Source organism: Vreelandella maris (genome assembly GCF_013371085.1).
In the GTDB taxonomy this organism is placed as follows: domain Bacteria; phylum Pseudomonadota; class Gammaproteobacteria; order Pseudomonadales; family Halomonadaceae; genus Vreelandella; species Vreelandella maris.
Genome location: NZ_JABWCV010000006.1, coordinates 148,107 through 168,226 on the forward strand (window position 1 = coordinate 148,107; position 20,120 = coordinate 168,226).

General features: G+C 52.8%; 21 protein-coding genes. 5 read left to right on the forward strand and 16 right to left on the reverse strand.

The window, feature by feature from the left end; genetic code table 11:
- The first annotated feature begins 20 nt into the window (after positions 1 to 20).
- Positions 21 to 323, forward strand: coding sequence for a hypothetical protein (locus HUO07_RS07025; RefSeq protein ID WP_176302975.1), 303 nt, complete (start codon positions 21 to 23; stop codon positions 321 to 323).
- 251 nt (positions 324 to 574) lie between these two features.
- On the opposite strand, the gene HUO07_RS07030 is transcribed toward HUO07_RS07025, so the two are convergent.
- The 7 genes from HUO07_RS07030 to HUO07_RS07060 all read right to left on the reverse strand — a co-directional run bounded on the left by HUO07_RS07030 (position 575) and on the right by HUO07_RS07060 (position 7,142).
- Positions 575 to 1,066, reverse strand: coding sequence for a copper chaperone PCu(A)C (locus HUO07_RS07030; protein WP_176302976.1), 492 nt, complete (start codon positions 1,064 to 1,066; stop codon positions 575 to 577).
- An 85-nt stretch (positions 1,067 to 1,151) separates the two neighbouring features.
- Positions 1,152 to 1,895: a sulfate transporter CysZ gene (gene cysZ, locus HUO07_RS07035; RefSeq protein ID WP_176302977.1), complete on the reverse strand. Its 744-nt coding sequence runs from the start codon at positions 1,893 to 1,895 to the stop codon at positions 1,152 to 1,154.
- An 80-nt stretch (positions 1,896 to 1,975) separates the two neighbouring features.
- Positions 1,976 to 2,701 (reverse strand): phosphate signaling complex protein PhoU, encoded by a 726-nt coding sequence (phoU, locus tag HUO07_RS07040; protein WP_008956462.1) that lies wholly within the window; start codon positions 2,699 to 2,701, stop codon positions 1,976 to 1,978.
- Between the two features lie 31 nt (positions 2,702 to 2,732).
- On the reverse strand, positions 2,733 to 3,548 hold the full coding sequence (gene pstB / locus HUO07_RS07045) for a phosphate ABC transporter ATP-binding protein PstB (RefSeq protein ID WP_176302978.1): 816 nt from the start codon (positions 3,546 to 3,548) through the stop codon (positions 2,733 to 2,735).
- Positions 3,542 to 4,966, reverse strand: coding sequence for a phosphate ABC transporter permease PstA (gene pstA, locus HUO07_RS07050; RefSeq protein WP_176302979.1), 1,425 nt, complete (start codon positions 4,964 to 4,966; stop codon positions 3,542 to 3,544). Before pstA ends, pstB begins: the two co-directional genes overlap by 7 nt.
- On the reverse strand, positions 4,963 to 6,084 hold the full coding sequence (locus HUO07_RS07055; RefSeq protein ID WP_176302980.1) for an ABC transporter permease subunit: 1,122 nt from the start codon (positions 6,082 to 6,084) through the stop codon (positions 4,963 to 4,965). Before HUO07_RS07055 ends, pstA begins: the two co-directional genes overlap by 4 nt.
- Positions 6,085 to 6,245: 161 nt before the next feature.
- Positions 6,246 to 7,142 carry a PstS family phosphate ABC transporter substrate-binding protein gene (locus HUO07_RS07060; RefSeq protein ID WP_176302981.1) on the reverse strand — a complete coding sequence of 299 codons (897 nt, stop codon included), beginning with the start codon at positions 7,140 to 7,142 and terminating at the stop codon, positions 6,246 to 6,248.
- Between the two features lie 184 nt (positions 7,143 to 7,326).
- Between HUO07_RS07060 and HUO07_RS07065 the strand changes: the two genes are divergently transcribed.
- Positions 7,327 to 7,743 carry an acyl-CoA thioesterase gene (locus HUO07_RS07065; RefSeq protein WP_008956467.1) on the forward strand — a complete coding sequence of 139 codons (417 nt, stop codon included), beginning with the start codon at positions 7,327 to 7,329 and terminating at the stop codon, positions 7,741 to 7,743.
- A 97-nt stretch (positions 7,744 to 7,840) separates the two neighbouring features.
- Here the strand turns inward: HUO07_RS07065 and HUO07_RS07070 are convergent, their stop codons facing one another.
- The 4 genes from HUO07_RS07070 to hexR all read right to left on the reverse strand — a co-directional run bounded on the left by HUO07_RS07070 (position 7,841) and on the right by hexR (position 12,706).
- Complete coding sequence (locus HUO07_RS07070; protein WP_176302982.1) at positions 7,841 to 8,935, reverse strand: TRAP transporter substrate-binding protein; 1,095 nt, start codon at positions 8,933 to 8,935, stop codon at positions 7,841 to 7,843.
- A gap of 105 nt (positions 8,936 to 9,040) precedes the next feature.
- Positions 9,041 to 9,520, reverse strand: a complete 480-nt coding sequence (locus tag HUO07_RS07075) for a phosphate-starvation-inducible PsiE family protein (RefSeq protein ID WP_008956469.1) — start codon at positions 9,518 to 9,520, stop codon at positions 9,041 to 9,043.
- A 55-nt stretch (positions 9,521 to 9,575) separates the two neighbouring features.
- Positions 9,576 to 11,774 (reverse strand): DNA helicase II, encoded by a 2,199-nt coding sequence (gene uvrD, locus HUO07_RS07080; protein WP_176302983.1) that lies wholly within the window; start codon positions 11,772 to 11,774, stop codon positions 9,576 to 9,578.
- A 77-nt stretch (positions 11,775 to 11,851) separates the two neighbouring features.
- Entirely contained in the window at positions 11,852 to 12,706 is an 855-nt protein-coding gene (gene hexR / locus HUO07_RS07085) for a transcriptional regulator HexR (RefSeq protein ID WP_101146915.1), read from the reverse strand.
- A gap of 253 nt (positions 12,707 to 12,959) precedes the next feature.
- On the opposite strand from hexR, the gene HUO07_RS07090 reads away from it, so the two are divergent.
- Positions 12,960 to 13,175, forward strand: a complete 216-nt coding sequence (locus HUO07_RS07090) for a PA3496 family putative envelope integrity protein (protein WP_008956472.1) — start codon at positions 12,960 to 12,962, stop codon at positions 13,173 to 13,175.
- 33 nt (positions 13,176 to 13,208) lie between these two features.
- Here the strand turns inward: HUO07_RS07090 and HUO07_RS07095 are convergent, their stop codons facing one another.
- Complete coding sequence (locus HUO07_RS07095) at positions 13,209 to 14,552, reverse strand: sodium-dependent transporter (protein WP_176302984.1); 1,344 nt, start codon at positions 14,550 to 14,552, stop codon at positions 13,209 to 13,211.
- Positions 14,553 to 14,707: 155 nt separating this feature from the next.
- Complete coding sequence (locus HUO07_RS07100; RefSeq protein WP_176302985.1) at positions 14,708 to 15,562, reverse strand: DUF72 domain-containing protein; 855 nt, start codon at positions 15,560 to 15,562, stop codon at positions 14,708 to 14,710.
- Positions 15,563 to 15,752: 190 nt separating this feature from the next.
- Here HUO07_RS07100 and hglS point away from each other — a divergent pair, with 190 nt between their 5' ends.
- Positions 15,753 to 17,114 carry a 2-oxoadipate dioxygenase/decarboxylase HglS gene (gene hglS / locus HUO07_RS07105; protein ID WP_176302986.1) on the forward strand — a complete coding sequence of 454 codons (1,362 nt, stop codon included), beginning with the start codon at positions 15,753 to 15,755 and terminating at the stop codon, positions 17,112 to 17,114.
- Here hglS and HUO07_RS07110 read toward each other — a convergent pair.
- Positions 17,111 to 17,905, reverse strand: a complete 795-nt coding sequence (locus HUO07_RS07110) for an IclR family transcriptional regulator domain-containing protein (protein WP_176302987.1) — start codon at positions 17,903 to 17,905, stop codon at positions 17,111 to 17,113. The two genes, hglS and HUO07_RS07110, sit on opposite strands and share 4 nt — an antisense overlap.
- 179 nt (positions 17,906 to 18,084) lie before the next feature.
- Here HUO07_RS07110 and aroQ point away from each other — a divergent pair, with 179 nt between their 5' ends.
- Positions 18,085 to 18,522, forward strand: coding sequence for a type II 3-dehydroquinate dehydratase (aroQ, locus tag HUO07_RS07115; protein WP_176302988.1), 438 nt, complete (start codon positions 18,085 to 18,087; stop codon positions 18,520 to 18,522).
- Between the two features lie 51 nt (positions 18,523 to 18,573).
- Here aroQ and HUO07_RS07120 read toward each other — a convergent pair whose 3' ends face one another.
- Positions 18,574 to 19,086, reverse strand: coding sequence for a 2,4'-dihydroxyacetophenone dioxygenase family protein (locus HUO07_RS07120; RefSeq protein ID WP_246286540.1), 513 nt, complete (start codon positions 19,084 to 19,086; stop codon positions 18,574 to 18,576).
- A 59-nt stretch (positions 19,087 to 19,145) separates the two neighbouring features.
- Positions 19,146 to 20,084, reverse strand: coding sequence for an alpha/beta hydrolase (locus HUO07_RS07125; RefSeq protein WP_176302990.1), 939 nt, complete (start codon positions 20,082 to 20,084; stop codon positions 19,146 to 19,148).
- Positions 20,085 to 20,120 lie beyond the last annotated feature (36 nt).

A 20,120-nucleotide genomic window follows, 5' to 3' on the forward strand; every position in this document is an offset into this window, starting at 1 on the left:
GTCATTTGGAGTAAATAACTATGTTTAACGTCCTTGTTAAAAAATCAGCTGTTGTAGGACTTGCATTCGGTTTGCTGGCTAGCCCAGTTGCATTTGCAAATTTTTCCATTAAAGCTAATCAAGGCCTAACGGTTGACGATGAGCCTATGCAGGTTCAATCACAACGCACAACCGAAAATGCTGATTTTAGCCCATCTGATTTGATGTACGACGAAGGTGATCGCCCTAATGTTATTAAGGCAGAATCCCATCGTACTAGTGCTCAAACAGAATATACCGCTAAAGATTTGACGCATGACGTAGGCGATGGAAACGTTTGGTAACAAAAGTTTGCAATTATGTTGAAATATATTACGATAGAGGTGTGAGCAAACACGCAGAAGCGTGTCACACCGATAGGGATGCAGGTCGATTCAAGGAATGAATCAAACGACAATCAAAACGCTGGTCAGGGTTAAATTCCAAGGCTGGAATCCCGCAAAAGGAAAGGAAGCTAGCGTTAATCATTGTCTAGATATTGTGTCCTTAGACCCCCATTATGCGGGGTCTAATTTTTTATAGGCAGCAACTTTTTTTAGTGATGGTGATGCCCATCCGCGGCTTCACTACCTTCCTGGGCGCTTTGTACCCAGACCTCAATATCCACATCACCTTGTTCAGCAAAGGTTAGCGTGATGGGAAATCGGTCACCTTCCGTTAACGGTTCGCTTAACCCAATCAGCATTAAGTGAAAGCCACCACCAGGACGCATGGTGTAGGTTTCCCCAGCCTCAATAAGAAGCTCGCCCACATGACGCATCTGCATCATGTCGCCATCCATTCGCATATCGTGCAGCTCGACATTGCTGCTTATCGGGCTGCTTGCGCCAATCAAAGTAACTGGGTCTGAAAAGGCGGTAATATCCACATAGGCGGCCCCATTGGTCGCGCCTGGAGGGGTCGGTATGGCAAAGGGGTGTGCGATACGCATCGTGTCTGTTTTTATATCGTGAGCAACCGCTACTGACGTCACCATAGAGAGAGTGCTGACTAACAACACACCCAGCCAAGCGATGGGTTTGAACATACGTTTATTCCTTATTGTTGATTGAATGCAGGAGAGCGATTTAAAACGTAAAAGTAGCAAAGTAGCCGAGCGCAGGTAATAAGCGCTACTGCGGCGCGATGCCACGGGCATCTCCATGCACGTCTCTGTAGTGATCATCCCAGAGCAGTACGGCACCTGCCACGGCGCCGGGAATAAGGAAGAGATTGGCCAGCGGAATCCAGGTGATGAGCGTGACTAACCCCCCAAAGCTTAAGCTTTGCCACCAGCGTTTCGAGAGCCGTTGGCGCATATCGGCAAACGTCACCTTATTGTTATCCATTGGGTAGTCTAGATAAGTAATGGCCATGATCCAGGCGGAGAATAACGCCCACAGCAGGGGTGCTATTAAGTTCAGCCCTGGGATCCAGCTAAGCACAAACAGACCGGCGGCACGGGGCAAAATATAGGCGAGCTTAACAAATTCGCGACCAATGGCATCAATGGCTGTTTTAGTAAGGTTGCGGTCATCAATCGGTTCACGGCCAGTCACTTGGGTTTCGACTTTAGCGGCCAAAAAACCGTAAAAAGGCGCGGCGATCAGGCTGGTCACCAGCGTGAAGGTAAAAAACACCACCACTAACAGGCTAATCACGAAAAGAGGCCAGATAAGCCAGGAGAGCCAATCAAGCCAGGTTGGCACCATGTTCATCCAATGATCTAGCCAACCACCGAAGCGGTTGAGCACGAAGCTGAACATGCTGACGTAAACAATCAGGTTGACTAAAATAGGCAGAAAAATATAGCGGCGCATACCTGACTGATACACGCAGCGTGTACCTCGGCTAAGCGCAGTGACAGCATCCAGCATGGTGGGGGAGACTCCTTGTGATTCAAACGTCCAGGCCGCTTAACAGCCTGGACGTATTGCAGGAGGAAACCCCTTTCAGGTCAAGACTTTTTTAGCACTTGCGGGTCAAGGTTATCGGGGTCGCTGTGGCGGATATCCAGCCCTTTGACAAGATAAACCACGTACTCAGCAAGATTGTCAGCGTGGTCGCCCACGCGCTCCAGGGCGCGCAATACCCACATGATGCTGAGTACGGAGGTAATCGAGCGTGAGTCTTCCATCATAAACGTCATTAGTGAACGCATTGCGCTGCTGTACTCATCGTCAACCAGCTCGTCTTCACGCACTACCTGCATCGCAAGGTCGGTGTCAAAACGGGCAAAGGCGGTGAGCGCATCGCGCAGCATTTTGCGCACATGCTCGCTGATGTGGCGCACTTCCACCAAGCCACGAATGGTGCTGGTACTTTCACTCAGCAGCAGGGCGTTACGGGCGATTTTGCTGGCCTCATCGCCGATTCGCTCAAGATCAGAGGTGGCTCGGATAACGGCGAGCACCAGGCGTAGGTCGGACGCTGCAGGCTGACGCCGCGCCAGTACCCGGGTGCATTCGTCGTCGATTTGCAGCTGCAGATCGTTGACCTGACGATCATTGTCGCGCACTTGTTCGGCTAGGCGGGTGTCGCCTTCCAGAAGCGCAAAGACGGCATCCTGCACTTGCTTCTCTACCAGACCGCCCATGGCCATCAGATGGGTTTTTAGCTCTTCCAGCTCCTGGTTGAACTGGCGAGAGATATGCTGGCTGTGAGAGTCGCTAGTAATATCCATGGAGCACTCCTGACGTTTCAGTCGCTAAGGCCTAGGTAATGCGGCCGGTGATGTAGTTTTCGGTGTGTTGCAAACGGGGGTTGGTGAAGACCTGATCGGTAGGTCCGTACTCAACCAGCTCACCTTGATGCAAAAAGGCGGTGTAGTCCGATACGCGCGCCGCTTGTTGCATATTGTGGGTGACCAGTACCAGCGTTAGCTCCGACTTTAGATTACGGATCAACTCCTCAATTTTGAGCGTTGAAATCGGGTCTAGCGCTGACGCGGGTTCATCAAGCAGCAGCACATCGGGCTGTACTGCTAAGGTGCGGGCGATGACTAGTCGCTGCTGCTGTCCACCGGAAAGCTGCCAGGCGGAGCGGTGCAGGCGGTCTTTCACTTCATCCCATAGCGCGGCGGAGGTTAATGCCCACTCAATAATATCGTCCCTTTTGCGCTTGGGAAGGCGCTGCTGCAACCGCAGGCCAAAGGCCACGTTTTCATAGATCGACATAGGGAAGGGATTGGGGGTTTGAAACACCATCCCTACTCGCCGCCGCAGCTCGGTCACGTTCGTTTGCGGGTCGTGAATGTTCTGCCCTTCCAGCGTGATTTTGCCGCTATGGGTCACTGTCTCATTGAGATCATGCAGCCGATTAATTGCCCGTAACAGCGTTGACTTACCGCATCCCGACGGGCCAATGAAGGCCGTCACACGATGTCGCGGAACACTGAGGGTTAAGTCGCGCAACGCCTCTTTCCCTGCATAGGCGAGGCTTAAGTGATCGATGCTCAGGCAGCTGTGCTCGGACGAAAAGTGCGCCACTGGTACCTGAGCGGTATTAGCTGAATGTAAAGGCGCTAGCATTCGTTTCCCCGTTGACGCCCAAGATAATGACGCAGAAATATGGCAGTTAGATTAAGCACTAGCACAATCAACACTAAAAGTAGCGCCGTGGCGTAAACCAGCGGGATCGCAGCTTGTACATCTTCGCCGTGAAAGGCGGTATCAAATAAATGATAGCCAAGGTGCATGAACTTGCGCTCTAAATGTAGGTAAGGAAACTCACCATCAATGGGCATTTGTGGCGCTAGTTTGGCAACGCCGACGAGCATCAGTGGCGCCACTTCGCCTGCCGCGCGGGCGACCGCTAAAATAACGCCTGTCAGCATGGCCGGTGCCGCCATGGGCAGTACGATGCGGGTAAGCATCTCCAGGCGAGTAGCCCCGAGCGCCACGGCGCCTTCGCGCTGGGCCTCAGGAATACGCGCGAGCCCCTCTTCGGTTGCCACAATCACGACGGGCAGGGTTAGCAGGGCGAGGGTTAACGAGGCCCACAGCAGGCCGCCGGTGCCAAACGTGGGCGAAGGCAGTGTATCGCTGAAAAACCACTCATCCAGCGATCCACCGATACCGTAAACGAATACCCCCAAGCCGAAGACGCCATACACGATGGACGGCACCCCCGCTAGATTGCGCACGCCAATGCGCACCAGGCGCGTCAGCCGCCCCTGGTGAGCAATTTCATTAAGATAAATAGCGGCCAGCACGCCAAAAGGCGTGACCATGACGGACATTAAAATCACCATTAGCACGGTGCCAAATATCGCCGGCCACACGCCACCGTCGGTATTGGCTGCCCGGGGTCCTTCGCTGAGAAACCGCCATACCCCATCGCCCCAGACATGGGTTTTCTGCGACCAGCTCATCGCATTTGGGGCTTGAGCGCTGACGATACTGGCCATCGGTTGGCGCAAGGTTTGGCCATCCACGGTGGTGAGCAGCAGCTGGCTCTCTTGACGTTGGCTAGCGGGAAGCGCCAATAAAGCCGTTAACCGTTGCCAGGCAGCGTCCCCCTCCCAGCGCTGGTCGTCTTGCTCAATGGCCACCAAGCGGCCAATAAAATCCCCCCAGGGGCTTCGCTCCAGGCGAATCAAGTCAGCTGGCTGCGCGCGTTCGGCAATCTCCTCAATCTTTACCCAGCGCCAGCGGGCGCCCTCAATGTCCTGATTGCCGGTAAAGTACAGCCGTTCATCTCCCGCTTGCTGGGGGAGCTCGACCTCGCGCACGGCATGGCCAGCAAAGGTGTCACCCGAACGCAGAGTGACCTCTTCAAGCGTCGCGGGCCAGAAGTGTCCAAGCCCACGCACTAACAATAGCGCCAGTAGAGCACCCAGCATCAGCAAGGAGAGTGCTACGCTGGCCGCGCATAGCCAAGGCCATAAGTCATTCAGCCAGTTAAAACGAGGGCGGCGAGAGGCGGTGTTGACCGTGCCAGCTTTCATGAAGTGCCTCCCATCTGCCGATAACGGCGGCGCAGGCGCTGGCGGACAACCTCGGCTAGGGTGTTAACCAGGAACGTGAAGATAAACAGCACCAGCGCGGCAAAAATCAGCAGATGATAGGTCTGGCCGCCGGGTGACGCTTCAGGAAGCTCGATGGCAATAGCCGCGGCCATGGAGCGCATACCTTCGAAAGGGCTGGCGCTAAACAGAGCGGTGTTGCCACTGGCCATCAGTACAATCATGGTTTCGCCCACTGCCCGGCCCGCGCCGATCATCACCGCCGAGAAAATACCTGGTCCCGCCGCCGCCAGTGCCACCTTCCACAGCGCCTGCCAACGGCTGGCACCCAGCGCCTGGGCGCCCTCTATCAAGGTCGAAGGCACATCGGCAAGGGCATCTTCTGCCAATGAATAGATGCTGGGGATAACGGCAAAACCCATCGCCAAGCCGACAATCAGGGCGTTACGGGTGGCGTAATCCATCCCAAAGCGCTGGTCGAGCAACTGACGCAGATCACCGCCCAGCCACAGCTGCTCCATCCACGGCGCAAGCCATAGCGCTATCGCCACCATCAGAGCGAGCCACGGTATTAGCCACAGGCCTGCCCAGGAAAGCGGCGGTAAGCGGCGGCGCAGCCGAGCTTTGACCAGTTGCCAGAGCAAGCCCGCAAGCCCGGCACTGAGCGGTAGCCAGATTATCAGTACCAAAGCGCTGGCTAGGTGTCGCTCTACCCACGGTGCCAAAATGAGCCCGGCAATAAAGCCCACCACCACGCCGGGAATGGCCTCCATCATTTCGAGCGCGGGCTTGATACGCGCACGCAAGCGCGCTGACATAAACAACGCAGAGTAGATCGCCGCCCCTAAGGCGACGGGAATCGCGAACAGCAGTGCAGCCAACGCGGCTTTAAGGGTGCCCCACGCCAGCGGAGAGAGCTTGGCCAGGGCCAAGCTCTCTCCAATCGCCAGTAGTGGCAGCGTTTCCCATATCAGAAAAACGCCGATAGCGAGAATCGCCAGCAACACCCCGACACCACCAGCGGTGATGAACCCGGTGGCCACACGATCCTGAAGCAAGCGCAATGGCTGCCGAGAAGAGGTTAACCGAGGTGGGGTCATGTCGCTATCATGACAAAACTAGGCATGGCAAAACCGGGGTGATCACAGTACTGACCAGCATGTATTGAAAGAGTGAGTCGTGAAGAGAGCTTATAGTGAAAACGGTGCATAGAATGACTTCCTATTCTAAGACGATTATGTGTCAATTAGATGACAGCGGCTTACCACCCTTGCTGCGCGTCAAGGACGCTTGGGGTTAAGGGGACAAAACCGGATGCGCGTGCAATTTGCTGGCCCTCATCGGACATGATTAGCGTCAGTAGTGTCTGCTCGGCGGGCGGTAAGGATGCCCCGGGCGGCAGGTTCACGTAGAGGTAGAGATAGCGCGACAGCGGATAATCACCGCTCTGTATCGCTGCTTCATCGGGCGGTATGGCGATGCCGTCATCGTCATAAAGGCTTACTGCGCGCACGGCCGGCGTCAGGTGGTTAAACCCGGCGTATCCCATTGCATTGGCAGACTCGCCCACTGCAGCGACGACGGCCGATGAGCCGGGGTGTTCGCTAATATCGTTGCGAAAGAGGCCGCCGCACAGCGCCCGTTCTTGAAATAGCCCGTGAGTGCCGGAGGCAAGGTTGCGACCATGTAACGCAATACTGCCAAATGACCAGTCACGGGTTGCCGGAAGTTGCTCCCAGCGCCGTATCGGCGCCTCGGCACCGCAGGCACGCGAGGTCGAGAAAATCGCATCGACCTGCTGGCGGGTGAGCGCGCGCAGCGGGTTATGGCGATGGACGACCACAATCAGCGCGTCTCGGGCAACCTTTAACTCCAGCGGCGGGTAGCCGTAGCGGTCAATGAAATTATTACGCTCTTCAGTGCTCATCGGCCGCGACATCGGCCCCAGCCGGGTGGTACCTGCCATTAGCGCGGTTGGGGCGCTGGCCGAGCCGCTGGCTTGAAATTGCAGCTTTACCTCTGGGTAGCGGGAAGTCAGTGTTTCGCCCCAGCGCAGCATGAGCCCAGCCATGGTGTCCGAACCGACGGCACCTAACGTGCCGGTTATCGGCAGTGATTGCCCCCAAGTAGGTGGCGTCACCAGCAGCAGGGCCATCATCACCCAGCAACCTAAGGTGTGCCGTAGCGATAAAAGGTAGCTTCTATGAGATGAAAGAGTATTCAAACAAGCGTCCTCTTATGGTTAACTGAATCCATTCACTTGTGTTGCGACGCAGCAACGCCTCATGGCAATGTGCCTTACTGCAACGTTTACAACAATAAACTGACTAAGCGACGAACCCATGACTCTTCTGGAAACCGATTTGGATGACGTACCGGCCCCTCAAGGGCAGCTTACTTTAAAATTACTGGCTTCCCGCCAAGATACCAATCTTTATGGTGATATACCCGGTGGTTGGCTAGTCAATCAAATGGACCAGGCAGCTGAGCTTGCAGCCTGCCGCGAAGCGGGTGGGCGAACGGCCACCGTGGCGATTGAAGCCATGGACTTTTTAAGCCCGGTGCGCGTCGGCTCAATGGTCAGTGTCTACACCCAGGTACAAGAGATCGGTCATAGCTCAATCAAAATTGATGTGGAAGTATGGGTACGCCCGCCCCATGGGCAACGGATTGAAGAGCGTCAAAAGGTAACAGAGGCGCGTTTTGTAATGGTCGCATTAGACGATAATGGGCGGATCCGAGCTGTACACAGCGAGTAGCCCCTTTCTTATCAACCCCTTCAAAGTTCCCGCCTAAAATAGCAAAAGGGCGCTCAGTGCGCCCTTTGCCATAATTGGTGCTTGCATGCCTGTATAATCAGGCACCTACGTTGTCGCGGTTCTTGAGATAGGCGTATTCACCCACGTCGCTAAACGGACGCAGTAGTTTCTGGAACGCCAAGTAAGACTCATACACGCGGCGGGACTCTTCATCGTCCTCGATTTGGCGCTGGATGGCATCCTGTGAGGAGGTGTAAAGCGCTGCCATCACGTCTTCAGGGAAGGTGCGCAGCTGAACGCCGTGCTCATCGACCAGTGCTTCCAGTGCCTGGGCATTGCGGAAGGCGAATTCGCTGATCATCGCCAGGTTAGATGCACGTGCAGCTTCGCGAATGACGTCCTGCAGGTCTTCCGGCAGCGCGTTCCAGGCATCCAGGTTGATCGTGCCTTCCAGTACCGCTGAGGGCTCGTTCCACGCCGACGTGTAGTAGTAATCAGCGACCTGGTGCAGACCGAACGCCAAATCGTTATACGGCCCCACCCAGTCAGCGGCATCCAAAGCGCCGGTTTGTAGCGAGGTGAAAATCTCTGACCCCGGCATGTTGACGGTGCTGACACCGATGCCGTTCATCGCTTCTCCAGCGAGGCCAGGAAGGCGTAATTTCAGCCCCTGCATATCGTCTAGTGAGTTGATCTCTTTTTTGAACCAGCCCGCCATTTGCGTGCCGGTGTTACCGACAGCAAAGGGTTTCAGGTTGTGTTTGGCGTAGATTTCATCCCACAGCTCTTGGCCGTCACCATGGTACAACCAGGCATTCATTTCGGTGGTGGTCATGCCGAACGGTACAGCGGTGAAAAATTGTGAAGCAGCCACTTTGCCGCGCCAGTAGTAGGACGCAGAGTGACCCATCTCAGCGGTTCCCACCGCCACGGCGTCGAATACTTCAAGCGCGGGAACCAGCTCACCCGCGCCATGGACGCGAATCTGCATACGGCCGTTTGAAAGCTGCTCGACCCGGCGGGCAAAATCATTTGCACCGGTGCCCAGAGCGGGAAAGTTTTTCGGCCACGAGGTGACCATGTCCCAGGTATAGGTCTCTTGAGCGCGTACGCTAGAGGTAGTTACGAAGGGGGCGGCAGCGACACCCGCAGCGCCTAGGCCAACGGTTTTGAGGAAGTTACGGCGTTGCATGTGAGCAAAACTCCAAAAGTCATTATCTGTTTTTATAGGACGCTAAGTGCGCCGTGTCTGCTTGTTAGTATGCTTTATAGCGAATTTAGCTCGCAAGCCTTATGACTAATCATCCGCTGCGTCTTTCATACTGTTGCCGTGGCGCACCAGCCAATAGCAACCGCCTAACGCCAAGACCGCGACCGATAGCGCACCAATTTGCCAAGGGTCGATGACTTCCATATCCAGCACCATAAACTTGCGCACCAGCGCCATAATGGCAATCAGCACGACGATTTCAACGTGAATGAAGCCTTTCCCGCTGGTCATTGTGCGGATAATGGAGTTGTTGAACTCCATGGCAATCAAGACGGTAAGAATCATGTCGAACAAGGCTTGAAACACGCGGTAGTCAAAGGGGTCGCGGCTTTGAATAAACAGCAGCTGTACCACATGAATGACCAGATAATACATGGCGACCAGCACAGCGCCGCCGATGGCGAGGGTCAGTACCATCGATACTAAGCGTTCAAAACGCTGGTAGCCGCTGAGTGCCTGCCAGCCGTTACTCACTTCTGGAAATAGGCGTTTTAAGCGCTGTTTCATAATGACCTCTACATGGCGCCTGGGCGCATTCAATGGGACGTAAGTGAACAGATCGCTATAGCGGCGTCAGCTTGGCAAAGCCAAGTACCAGCCATTTTACCCCTTCGCCTGCAAAGCTGACCTGTACACGGGCGCGGGCACCTTCGCCTTCCGCGTTAAGGATAATCCCTTCACCGAACACCGGGTGCTCAACGCCTTGGCCGACGTGCAGGCTAGGCAGATCGCCGCTGCTCTCAACGCTTTGCTGGGCAAAGGAGGTGCGCGATGCGGTCACCGGGCGGGAAATATGCCCGCGCAGGCGAACTTCTTCCAGCAGGTGTGGCGGTAGCTCGCGCAAGAAGCGGGACGGGCGTGGAAACACCTCTTTGCCGTGTAGGCGGCGTGTTTCAGCATGGGTCAGGTAGAGCTTCTGCATGGCGCGGGTAACGCCGACGTAACACAGCCTGCGCTCCTCTTCGAGCCTGCCCGGTTCCTCAAGCGACATCTTATGCGGAAACAGCCCCTCCTCGACACCGGCAATAAATACCACCGGGAACTCCAGGCCTTTGGCGGAGTGCAGCGTCATTAACTGTACGCTATCTTCAAACTCTTCAGCTTCATGGTCGCCAGCGTTAAGAGCCGCTTCTGAAAGAAATGCCTCCAGCGCCGCCATGCCTTCGCCCGCTTCGGGCGCTTCAAAAACGTCGCCCTGGGTAAAGGCGCGGGCAGCAGTGACCAGCTCTTCCAAGTTTTCGACGCGGGCTTGGCCTTTCTCGCCACGTTCACTTTTGTGATGCTCAATCAAGCCCGTATGTACTGTCACGTGATCAATAATTTCATGCAGTGCCATACCAGCAGCATCGTTATCGAGCTGCTCAATCAGGTTGGCAAAGGTTTGCACGGCATTGGCGGCGCGGCCTTTTAAAGTGCCGTCGTTAATCGCATCGTGGAGCGCCTGCCACAGCGGAATGCTCTGCTCACGTGCACGCAGGCGAACAATTTCCACCGTACGCGTGCCAATACCGCGGGTGGGCACATTAATCACCCGTTCCAGTGAGGCGTCGTCATCGCGGTTGAGCAGCAGGCGAAGATAGGCCAGGGCATTCTTGATTTCCAGGCGCTCATAAAAGCGGTGCCCGCCGTAAATACGGTAGGGCATGCCTTGGCGAATCAGCGTTTCTTCAAGTAGCCGCGACTGGGCATTGGATCGGTAGAGAATCGCGATATCCCGGCGGTTGAAGCCTTCATCGACCTTTTCTTTGATGGTGTCAACGATATAGCGGGCTTCTTCCAGGTCGTTAAACCCGGCGTAAATCGAGATCGGCTCGCCTTCGATGCCATCAGTCCACAGGTTTTTGCCCATCCGCTCGCTGTTGTGGCTGATCAGTGTATTGGCGGCTTCAAGAATCGCGCTGGTGGAACGATAGTTCTGCTCTAGACGCACGGTATGGGTTTGCGGGAATTCCTGCTCAAAGCGGCTGATATTCTCCACCTTGGCACCGCGCCAGCCGTAGATCGACTGGTCGTCATCGCCCACCGCGGTCATCGGCGTTTTCATGCCAGTGAGCAGTTTTAGCCAGGCGTATTGCAGCGTATTGGTATCCTGAAACTCATCCACCAGTACGTGACCAAAGCGCTCCTGATAGTGTTTTAACAGTGCTGGGTTATCGCGCAGTAACTCCAGGCTTCGCAGCAGCAGCTCACCGAAATCGACCAGACCGCCGCGCTCGCAGGTCAGTTGGTAGCGCTCATAGAGTTCGACCATCTGACCCATGTAGGCATCGCCATCGACATTTACCTGGTGCGGGCGCAGCCCTTCTTCTTTGCAGCCGGAGATAAACCCCTGCACCTGACGCGGCGGATAACGTTCGTCATCGATCGAGTAATCTTTCAGCAGCCGTTTAACCAGGCGCAGCTGATCGTCGGAATCGATAATCTGGAAGTGTTGCGGCAGCCGAGCATCCTGCCAGTGGGTGCGCAGCAGGCGGTGGGCAATGGAGTGAAAGGTGCCGACCCAGACATGTCGCAGCGAGAGGCTCAGCAGCGTCTCAAGGCGGGTACGCATTTCTTTAGCGGCTTTATTGGTAAAGGTAACCGCCAGCAGCGCGTAGGGAGACAACCCTTCGGCCTGCATCAGCCAGGCGATACGGTGAACCAACACGCGGGTTTTGCCGGAGCCTGCCCCTGCGAGCACCAACAGGTTACCTTGGGGGGCGCTCACTGCTTCGCGCTGTGCGGAGTTGAGCTGATCGAGAATCGCCGTGACGTCGTCCATAGTAGCCGCTGCCGGATCAAAAAATAGGCGGCTAGTCTAGCACAGCCAGCAAACTGGCTGTGTATACAGGTTAACGATTACGACTCTTCAGGAAAGCGCAGCGTATTGAGGCTCTTTTTAACCGCTTTAAGCTGTTCGGCGAGTTTTGGGCCGCGGGTTTTAGCGACCCCGACGGCGAGCACATCAATCAGCACCAGATGGGCAATGCGCGAACTAAGCGGCGTGTAGATTTCGGTGTCCTCGTGAACATCGATATACAGTGGAAGGCTGACCTCTTCAGCGAGCGGTGAGCCGCTGGGGCATAGCCCAATCACGGTGGCACCAGCTTCACGGGCGAGCCGTACGCTGGCGACCAGCGCCTTGGTGCGCCCCGTTTGAGAAATCGCCACCACTACATCGCCCTCTTTTAAGGTCACCGCCGACATATTCTGCATATGAGGGTCGGCGTAGGCAGAGGTGGAAATTTGCAGCCGGAAAAACTTGTGCTGGGCGTCAAAGGCGACTGCGCCTGAGGCGCCAAAGCCGTAGAACTCCACGCGATTAGCCATTGCTAGCGCATTAACCGCTCGGCCCAGGGCGTCGTTATCCAGCCGGTCACGCACAGAGAGCAGCGTGCCCACGGTCGAGTCAAAGATGCTGTGGGAAAACTCAGCGACCGAGTCACTATCGTTCATGGAAAACTGTGCAAACTGGCTGCCGCTGGCCAGCATTTGCGCTAGCTGTAGCTTGAAATCCTGAAAGCCATTGCACCCCAGCGCACGGCAAAAACGCACTACCGTGGGTTCGCTCACGGTGGCTTCGGTGGCCAAATCCACAATACGCATGTGGATGACCTCTTCGGGGTTGCGCAGTACAAACCGCGCCACTTTTTGCTCGGAGCGTCGGAAGTGCTCCATGCGGCGTCTCATCTCATCGAACAGGGCGCGACTCACGTTCAGCTCCTTGGCTCTTTAGCACACACTTGGCTTACTGCTAGCATTTGCCACAGTATGCCTGACTGATGGCGCAAATGGGCATGAAAAGCGTTGTTTAAGGTTAGCGTTAAAATGCCGTTAGACACTTTTTTTAAGAATGTTCATCATTTTGTCAAGTAGGTTATAGTAAGAAGTGAAGTGCCGCACTGCATCAAACAGTCGTCACGGATGCAGGTGGACGAAGGCATATTCACCTGGAGGAACGTCGATTATGAGAAACGTCGAACGCATCACCTCGGTTAAAAGCGAACTGCTCGATATCTTTATGAGTATGCAAGTAGATGAACATGCCCAGCGTCAGCGCAGCGCTGCCCAGCGTAGCCTAAGAGCGCGTCGTGGGATTGAATTGCATCGAGAATTTCAGAAGCTATCGCGGGACATCGCCCCCTTGCCTGATGAAGATCGGCAAGAGAGCGAATTGCACTGAGGTTAGCAAACAGCAGGGAAGTGACGGCTTACCTTAAATAAGACCTGTCACGAACACCGCAATAACGCCAGCGGGCGCTACATAGCGTGCGATGATGTTCCATACGCTTTTACCGGTCGCTGAAAGTTCAAGCTCGGCTTCGACACTTTTACGATCTAGGCACCAAGCGGCGAAGAGAATCGCGCCTAGCCCGGTTAGCGGCAGCATTATTTTGCTGGTCAGCGTATCCAGCAGGTCGAATACGCCCAGCCCAAACATGAGCGGCTCGCTCCAAACGTTGAACGATAGCAGTGCCGCAATGCCGAGCAACCAAGCCCCCACGCCGGCCACAACCGTTGCCATGACACGTCTGAGCGGCGTGCGCTCTTCAACGAACTCAACCACCGGCTCAAGCAGTGAAATCGCTGAGGTCAGCGCGGCAAACGTGAGCAACAAGAAGAACATCAAGCCTAGGATCAAGCCACCATCCATATTGCCAAACGCCAACGGCAGCGTGACGAAAATCAGCCCAGGGCCTGAGGCAAGATCCAGGTTGTTGGCAAACACAATCGGGAAAATGGCTAGCCCAGCGCCTAGGGCAATGACGGTGTCCATGATGATGACCGTGCGGGCGGTTTGCAGCAGGTTGATCTCTTTGCCTAAGTAAGAGCCGTAAGCCATCATGATGCCCATACCCAGTGAGAGGGTGAAGAAGGCGTGACCTAAGGCGGCCAGCACGGTTTCTGCGCTGAGCTTGCTCCAGTCCGGGTTGAACATGTACGTCAACGCTTCACCAAAGTGGCCGGTCGACATGCCGTAACCGATCAGCACAACTAGCAGCAGCGCGAGTACTGGCATTAGAATGCGTACAGCGCCTTCAAGCCCTTTGGTAACACCGCGGGCGACAATGCCAATCACCAGTAGCATAAAGATCGAATGGCCCAACAGCAGTAAGCTTGGGTTACTCAGCATGCCATTAAACAGGGCGCCAATTCCGTCGGCGTCTTGACCGCTAAAGGCACCGCTCACTGAGTTAACGGTGTAGTAGAGCGACCAGCCACCAATCACGCTGTAAAACGACAAAATCAAAAAGGCCCCAACAATGCCGCTAATGCCGACAATGGCCCATGCTTTTGGCTTGTTTGCGGTGCGGGCCAGTTCTGACATCGTGCTGGCAGGGTTCTTCTGGCCACGCCGCCCCAGTAGCCACTCGGAGACGAGAATAGGCAAGCCAATCAGCGCGATACAAAGTAAATACACAAATACGAAAGCAGCGCCGCCGCTTTCACCCACCATATACGGAAATTTCCAGATATTCCCTAGACCCACCGCTGAACCAGCGGCGGCCAGCACAAAGGTCATTCGCGATGACCACTGCGCATGCGCAAGCTTCGCCATACATCACCCATTAAGTCGATTGTTGTGTAAGTCACTACGTGTTGAGCACGCTAGTTTTCGGAAAATGGAGTCATTGCTGACGTCCTTTTCCAAAAGTAAGCGCAATTTATCTGATCAACCGCAAGCATGCCAGTTAGCTCACCTAAAAAGGTGGTCTAAAAGAGTTGGCTTTGCTTTTCACCGGCAAAGGGCTCAAGCGGGGGTAAGGGCGTCTCTTCTCCGAGTGCGTTATAAAGTAGCCGAGCCATGTGAGGAGACTCACGGTTATCTGCAGTATGCACAAATAAGAAAGGGGTTTTCCCCTGATTTATCCACAGCTTTAGACGAGCCTTCCAAGCGGTGAAGTAGTCACTGTTTATGGTTTTGTCAATATGGCCAATAAAGCGAATCACCGGATAATTTGCCGTGGAAAGCACGTGTAGTGGGAGTTTCGGCTTTTCTTGCTGAGCATGAGCCAGGCCGATATGGTCATTTGCTGGGGTTGAGAAGAGCGGACGGACGTCGAGCATCACGCGGTTGGCCGAATAAGTTATCAACAGGCGGTTAAGGGCGATTTCAGCGGCTCCCTTGTGGAAAAAGTCAGGGTGGCGTACTTCTACCGCGCAAGGCAAATGAGCAGGCCAATCGGCGAGCAACGCTTCCAGCTGAGGGAGTTCTTGAGAGCCAAAATCGCGCGGTAGTTGAACCATGGTGGGCCCAAGGCGATCGTGCAGCGGTTCAAGGGCGGCTAAAAATGCCCATGCGTCTTCTAAATGGGTAAGCCGTTGATCGTGAGTGACGCTTGCCGGTAATTTAAAACAAAAACGAAAGTGGGGTGGCGCCTGGCGTGCCCAAGCGGCGACTGTTTCCGGTTTTGGAATACCGCTATAAAACGTAGTGTTACCTTCAACGCTCGAAAACACCGCGGCATAATCGCTTAATAGCTCGGTTTTGGCATGGCGCGGATAAAGACTGCCGAGCCAGTCTTGATTGGCCCACATGGGCAAACCTAAATAAAGCGGAAGCGTCATTGATGGCGTGCCTAGGTTCATAAGTTCAAGCACTAATGTAACAGTTTAAAATACCTACTCGTTAAGGTGAGGGGGGCTTTTAGGTGTAGCAAGGTGCGGAAAAAGTGAAATTGTTAAGGCGCCGATAGCGCTACTATGTAGGTATAGCCTTTTATGGGCAGGTATAGCCGTTTATAAATAGGACAATTCCATGAGTTCAGCGTACGTTAGCAGTGATGAAATCCGCGACCAATTTTCCAGCGCGATGTCAGCGATGTATCAGCAGGAAGTGCCGCAATACGGCACCTTGTTGTCGCTGGTCGAGGCTGTTAATCGAGAGGTGCTAGCTGCTAATCCTGAGCTTAACGGTGCGCTGCAGGAGAGCGACGAGCTGGCCCGCATCAATGTGGAACGCCACGGCGCGATTCGCGTGGGCAGCGCTGACGAGCTTGCCATGCTACGGCGAATGTTCGCGGTAATGGGAATGGAGCCGGTTGGCTATTACGACCTGGCGGCGGCGGGCGTGCCGGTGCACTCCACGGCATTTCGTCCGGTCGCCGATCGTGCGCTCAAGCGTAATCCCTTTCGTGTCTTTACCTCTCTACTGCGCCTTGAGCTGATCGAAAAGGCCGAACTCCGCGAACAGGCAAGCGCCATTTTAAGCTCACGGGATATTTTTACTGCTAATGTGAAAACGCTCATTGAACGCTTTGAGCAGCAGGGTGGGCTTAGCGCCGCCGATGCCGAGCAGTTCGTTCAGGAAGCGCTGGAAACGTTCCGCTGGCATGACAACGCTACGGTTGATTTGGCGACTTATGACCGTTTGCATAATGAGCATCGCTTGATCGCCGACGTGGTCTGCTTCCGCGGCCCACACATTAATCACCTAACGCCGAGAACGTTAGATATTGATGAAGTACAACGGCGTATGCCAAGCGTGGGTATTGACCCCAAAGCAACCATTGAAGGCCCACCCCGTCGCGACTGCCCGATACTCTTGCGCCAGACCAGTTTCAAAGCGTTAGAGGAGACCATCGCTTTTGCGGATGCCGCCGAGGGCAAGCACACTGCTCGTTTTGGCGAGATCGAGCAGCGCGGTATTGCGCTAACTAAAAAAGGGCGCGAGCTTTATGATCGACTGCTGGCAACGGCGCGAGAAAGTGCGCCCAAGGGGGCGGATAATGACGCTCACCAAGCCCATTTAGCGGAAGTCTTTACCGCGTTTCCCGATGATTACGCCACGTTGCGTCGGGAAGCGTTAGCATTCTTCCATTACCACGCGGTGAAGGGCGTGCCGGTGCAGGGGCCGGTTTCGATAGAGCAGGTGGATAGCCTGATTCAGCAGGGCGCCCTGTCAGTCACACCGATGATTTATGAAGATTTCTTACCGGTGAGTGCGGCTGGCATTTTTCAGTCCAATCTGGGCGAAAGCAGCCACGATAACTACGGCAGTAGCGCCAGCCAACAGCAATTCGAGCAGGCTTTAGGGGCTACCGTCATTGATGAGATTGAGCTATACACGCAGCGCCAACAAGCATCGCTTGAACAGGCGCTGGTGCAATTGGCGAATTAGCAGCTGATAGTGGTGCGAATAAGGCGCGCTTTGGACTGGAGCAGGGGCAGGTATTCTTTGAGCAGTGTGTCTAGGTCGATACGTGCTGCGTTGGTACTAATATTGATAGCGCCCAGTAGTTTGCCGTTTGCATCAAAGGCTGGCACTGCCAACGAGCGCAAGCCGGAGTCGAGCTCCTGGTCGGCAACGGCGTAGCCTTGCTGGCGCGCTCTATCGATACACTTTTTAAGCTCACCTTTTGTTGTGAAGGTTTTATCGGTATAGCGCTGCAACGTCAGCCGCTCTAGGTAAGCGTCCAATTCGACTTCTGGTAATTGGGCGAGCAGAACGCGTCCCATGGAGGTATAGGCGGCCGGTAGACGAGTGCCAATCGACAAGGTGATCGCCATTAAACGATGACGCGCCGCTGAGCGCGCGACATAAATGACGTCATCGCCATCAAGCACACCCAGGGAAGAAGACTCTCCGCATTCGTTGGTGATCTCTTCCAGGTACTGTTGAATGGCGCTGCGGTAATTATTGGCGGACAAAAACGAGTATCCCAATTGCAGCACGCGTGGCGCTAACTCAAAGTAGCGCTGCTGTTTGCGGACATAACCGAGCGCGTGCAGCGTCAGCAAAAAACGTCGTGCTTTCGCTCGGTTCATACTAGTACGCGCGGCTACTTCGCTAAGCGTCATACGAGGATGGTTCTCGTCAAATGCTAAAATAACCTCCAGGCCGCTCGCCAGCGCAGTCACGAAGTCGCGGTCATCGGGGGTTAACATTTCATCTTGGAGTTGTTCTTCCATCAGTGTCCACTCATAGAGGTATGCAACATTATAAAAGGCCAATATAGCATATTTGTTCGAATGGCGAACAAATATGCGCTTCCATGGCCTAAATAATACAGGTCAAGCGGCTAATAAAGCGGTATGATTAATATATTTACTTATTGGCATGTCGGAATATTACCAAAGGAGGCCATTCAATGAGTCAACCAAAAGTAACAGTGCTTCACGGTCCGAACCTAAACTTGTTAGGCACTAGACAGCCAGAAATTTATGGCTACGAAACCCTAGAAGATATCAATAAAGCTTTGAGTAAAACTGCGTTTGCAGCAGGTTGGGATATAGTTTGTTTCCAGAGTAATCATGAAGGTGAAATAATTGATGCGATTCATGCTGCGCGTCTAGATGGAACGCTAGCCATCATAATTAACCCAGCTGCGTATACGCATACATCTGTTGCTATATTAGATGCGCTCAACGCATTTGAAGGCAAAGTAATTGAAGTACATCTCTCCAATGTTCATAAACGCGAGAGTTTCCGCCACCACTCCTATGTATCATTGAGAGCTGATGGCGTTATTGCGGGACTTGGAACTGGAGGGTATCAAGCTGCTTTAAATTTAATATTAAAAAATTAAAATATCTACCATAATTCTTATGTTTAATAATAACGAATTTAAAATTTTGAGCTACCTAATGATATTTTCTAATAAGCTTTTATCTAAACCAATTTTTTCGTAATAGCTACGTGCAGCTTCTATTTTAGTAAAAACATCTTCGTACCCTGTTGCTCTCCCCATTTCATCTACATAGGTGTAACCACCTTTTACACTAAACCATGTAATCATTTCATTAACATCTTGAGGTACAAAAAGAGTATGAGTTTCTCCTGGTGGCTCAAAAACAAAAGAACCTTCTTCTGCAACCCAGTCGTGTTCAAGGTAATACCATTTGCCTTTGAGTATGAGAGCCTGCACATCTCCAGAATGACGATGACGTGAAAGAACCCCACTTTTTCTAACTCTTAATAGATTAATATAGTACCCACCACTAGCATGGAGCAGTAAAGGCTTAAAAGATACAAAATTAGTAGTAGGCACCCATAAATTGTCATCATTAACCCACTCACTGAGTACATGGGGAATCATGAGGTCGGAGCTCATATAACTAGGCTGAGGAAGTTGATAAGGAATAGTGTTCATATGAAGTTCATTATTCATTTTTAACCTAACTAATCTAATGTGAAGTGAGTCGCTTAAAGCTAATTTTTTTCTAAAAATTTAATAGTTTTATCGAATATTTTTTCCATGCTTTTCTCTAAAAGTGCAAAGTGAGTCCCATCTTTTATTCCAACGTAAGTTTTTTCAGAGCTTTGAATTGAATCGTAAAATTCTCTAGACGATTTTTCGGTTGATGTTAAATCATGACTAGCTCTAATAACTAGTGACGGAATTGTTATTTTTTCAGGGCAATGTATATTTGTATTAGAAAAAATATCAGCCAAATCTGCTAGTGGTCCTGTAGGCACAAGAAATGACGAGCTTAGTGTTTTAGAGTTCAGCATTGTGTTATTAATAATTGACATTAAAGCTTTATTGTTTCGCCAAGCTGATTTATCGATAACCGGTATTTCTTCATCCCATCTCGAAATGAAGCTATTAGTGTCAACAAAAACATACCCTAATTTTTCACCATTATCATTTATAGGTATAGATTCGTATTTTGTTTTCCAATAATTTGCTGCTTTACAATCATAGCTAATAGGGGCGTAAAATACTGCTTTACTAATATTGTGAGTATTTTCAGTTAAAACTTTAGTCAGGACAACTGTTCCCCAAGAGCAAGCAACAACGCTTATCTTGTCATGAGAAGTAGTATGAAGAATATGATTTATCAGCTTTATAGAATGCTTAGAAATATCATTAGCGCGTGTATCTGATATTTTCAGTAAATCAATATCAGATTTTGACGATCCAAAGCCTAATAAATCACAAGTGAAGACGTGATAACCGCGGCTAGCCAAACGGTGGCACCATGAATATTGTTTATAGTCATTCACCCAAAGCTCAGAAGCAATCGTTGCCCCATGGATTAATAATATAGGTTGCTTTTGATGGTCAAAAGCTTTTTCACAATAAAACTCTCTGACGCATAAGTTATGTACATCATCAATTCTTAAACTATAAATTTTTTCTTTCATAGCAAGAAATCCAATTAAATAGTCTGTGAAATCATA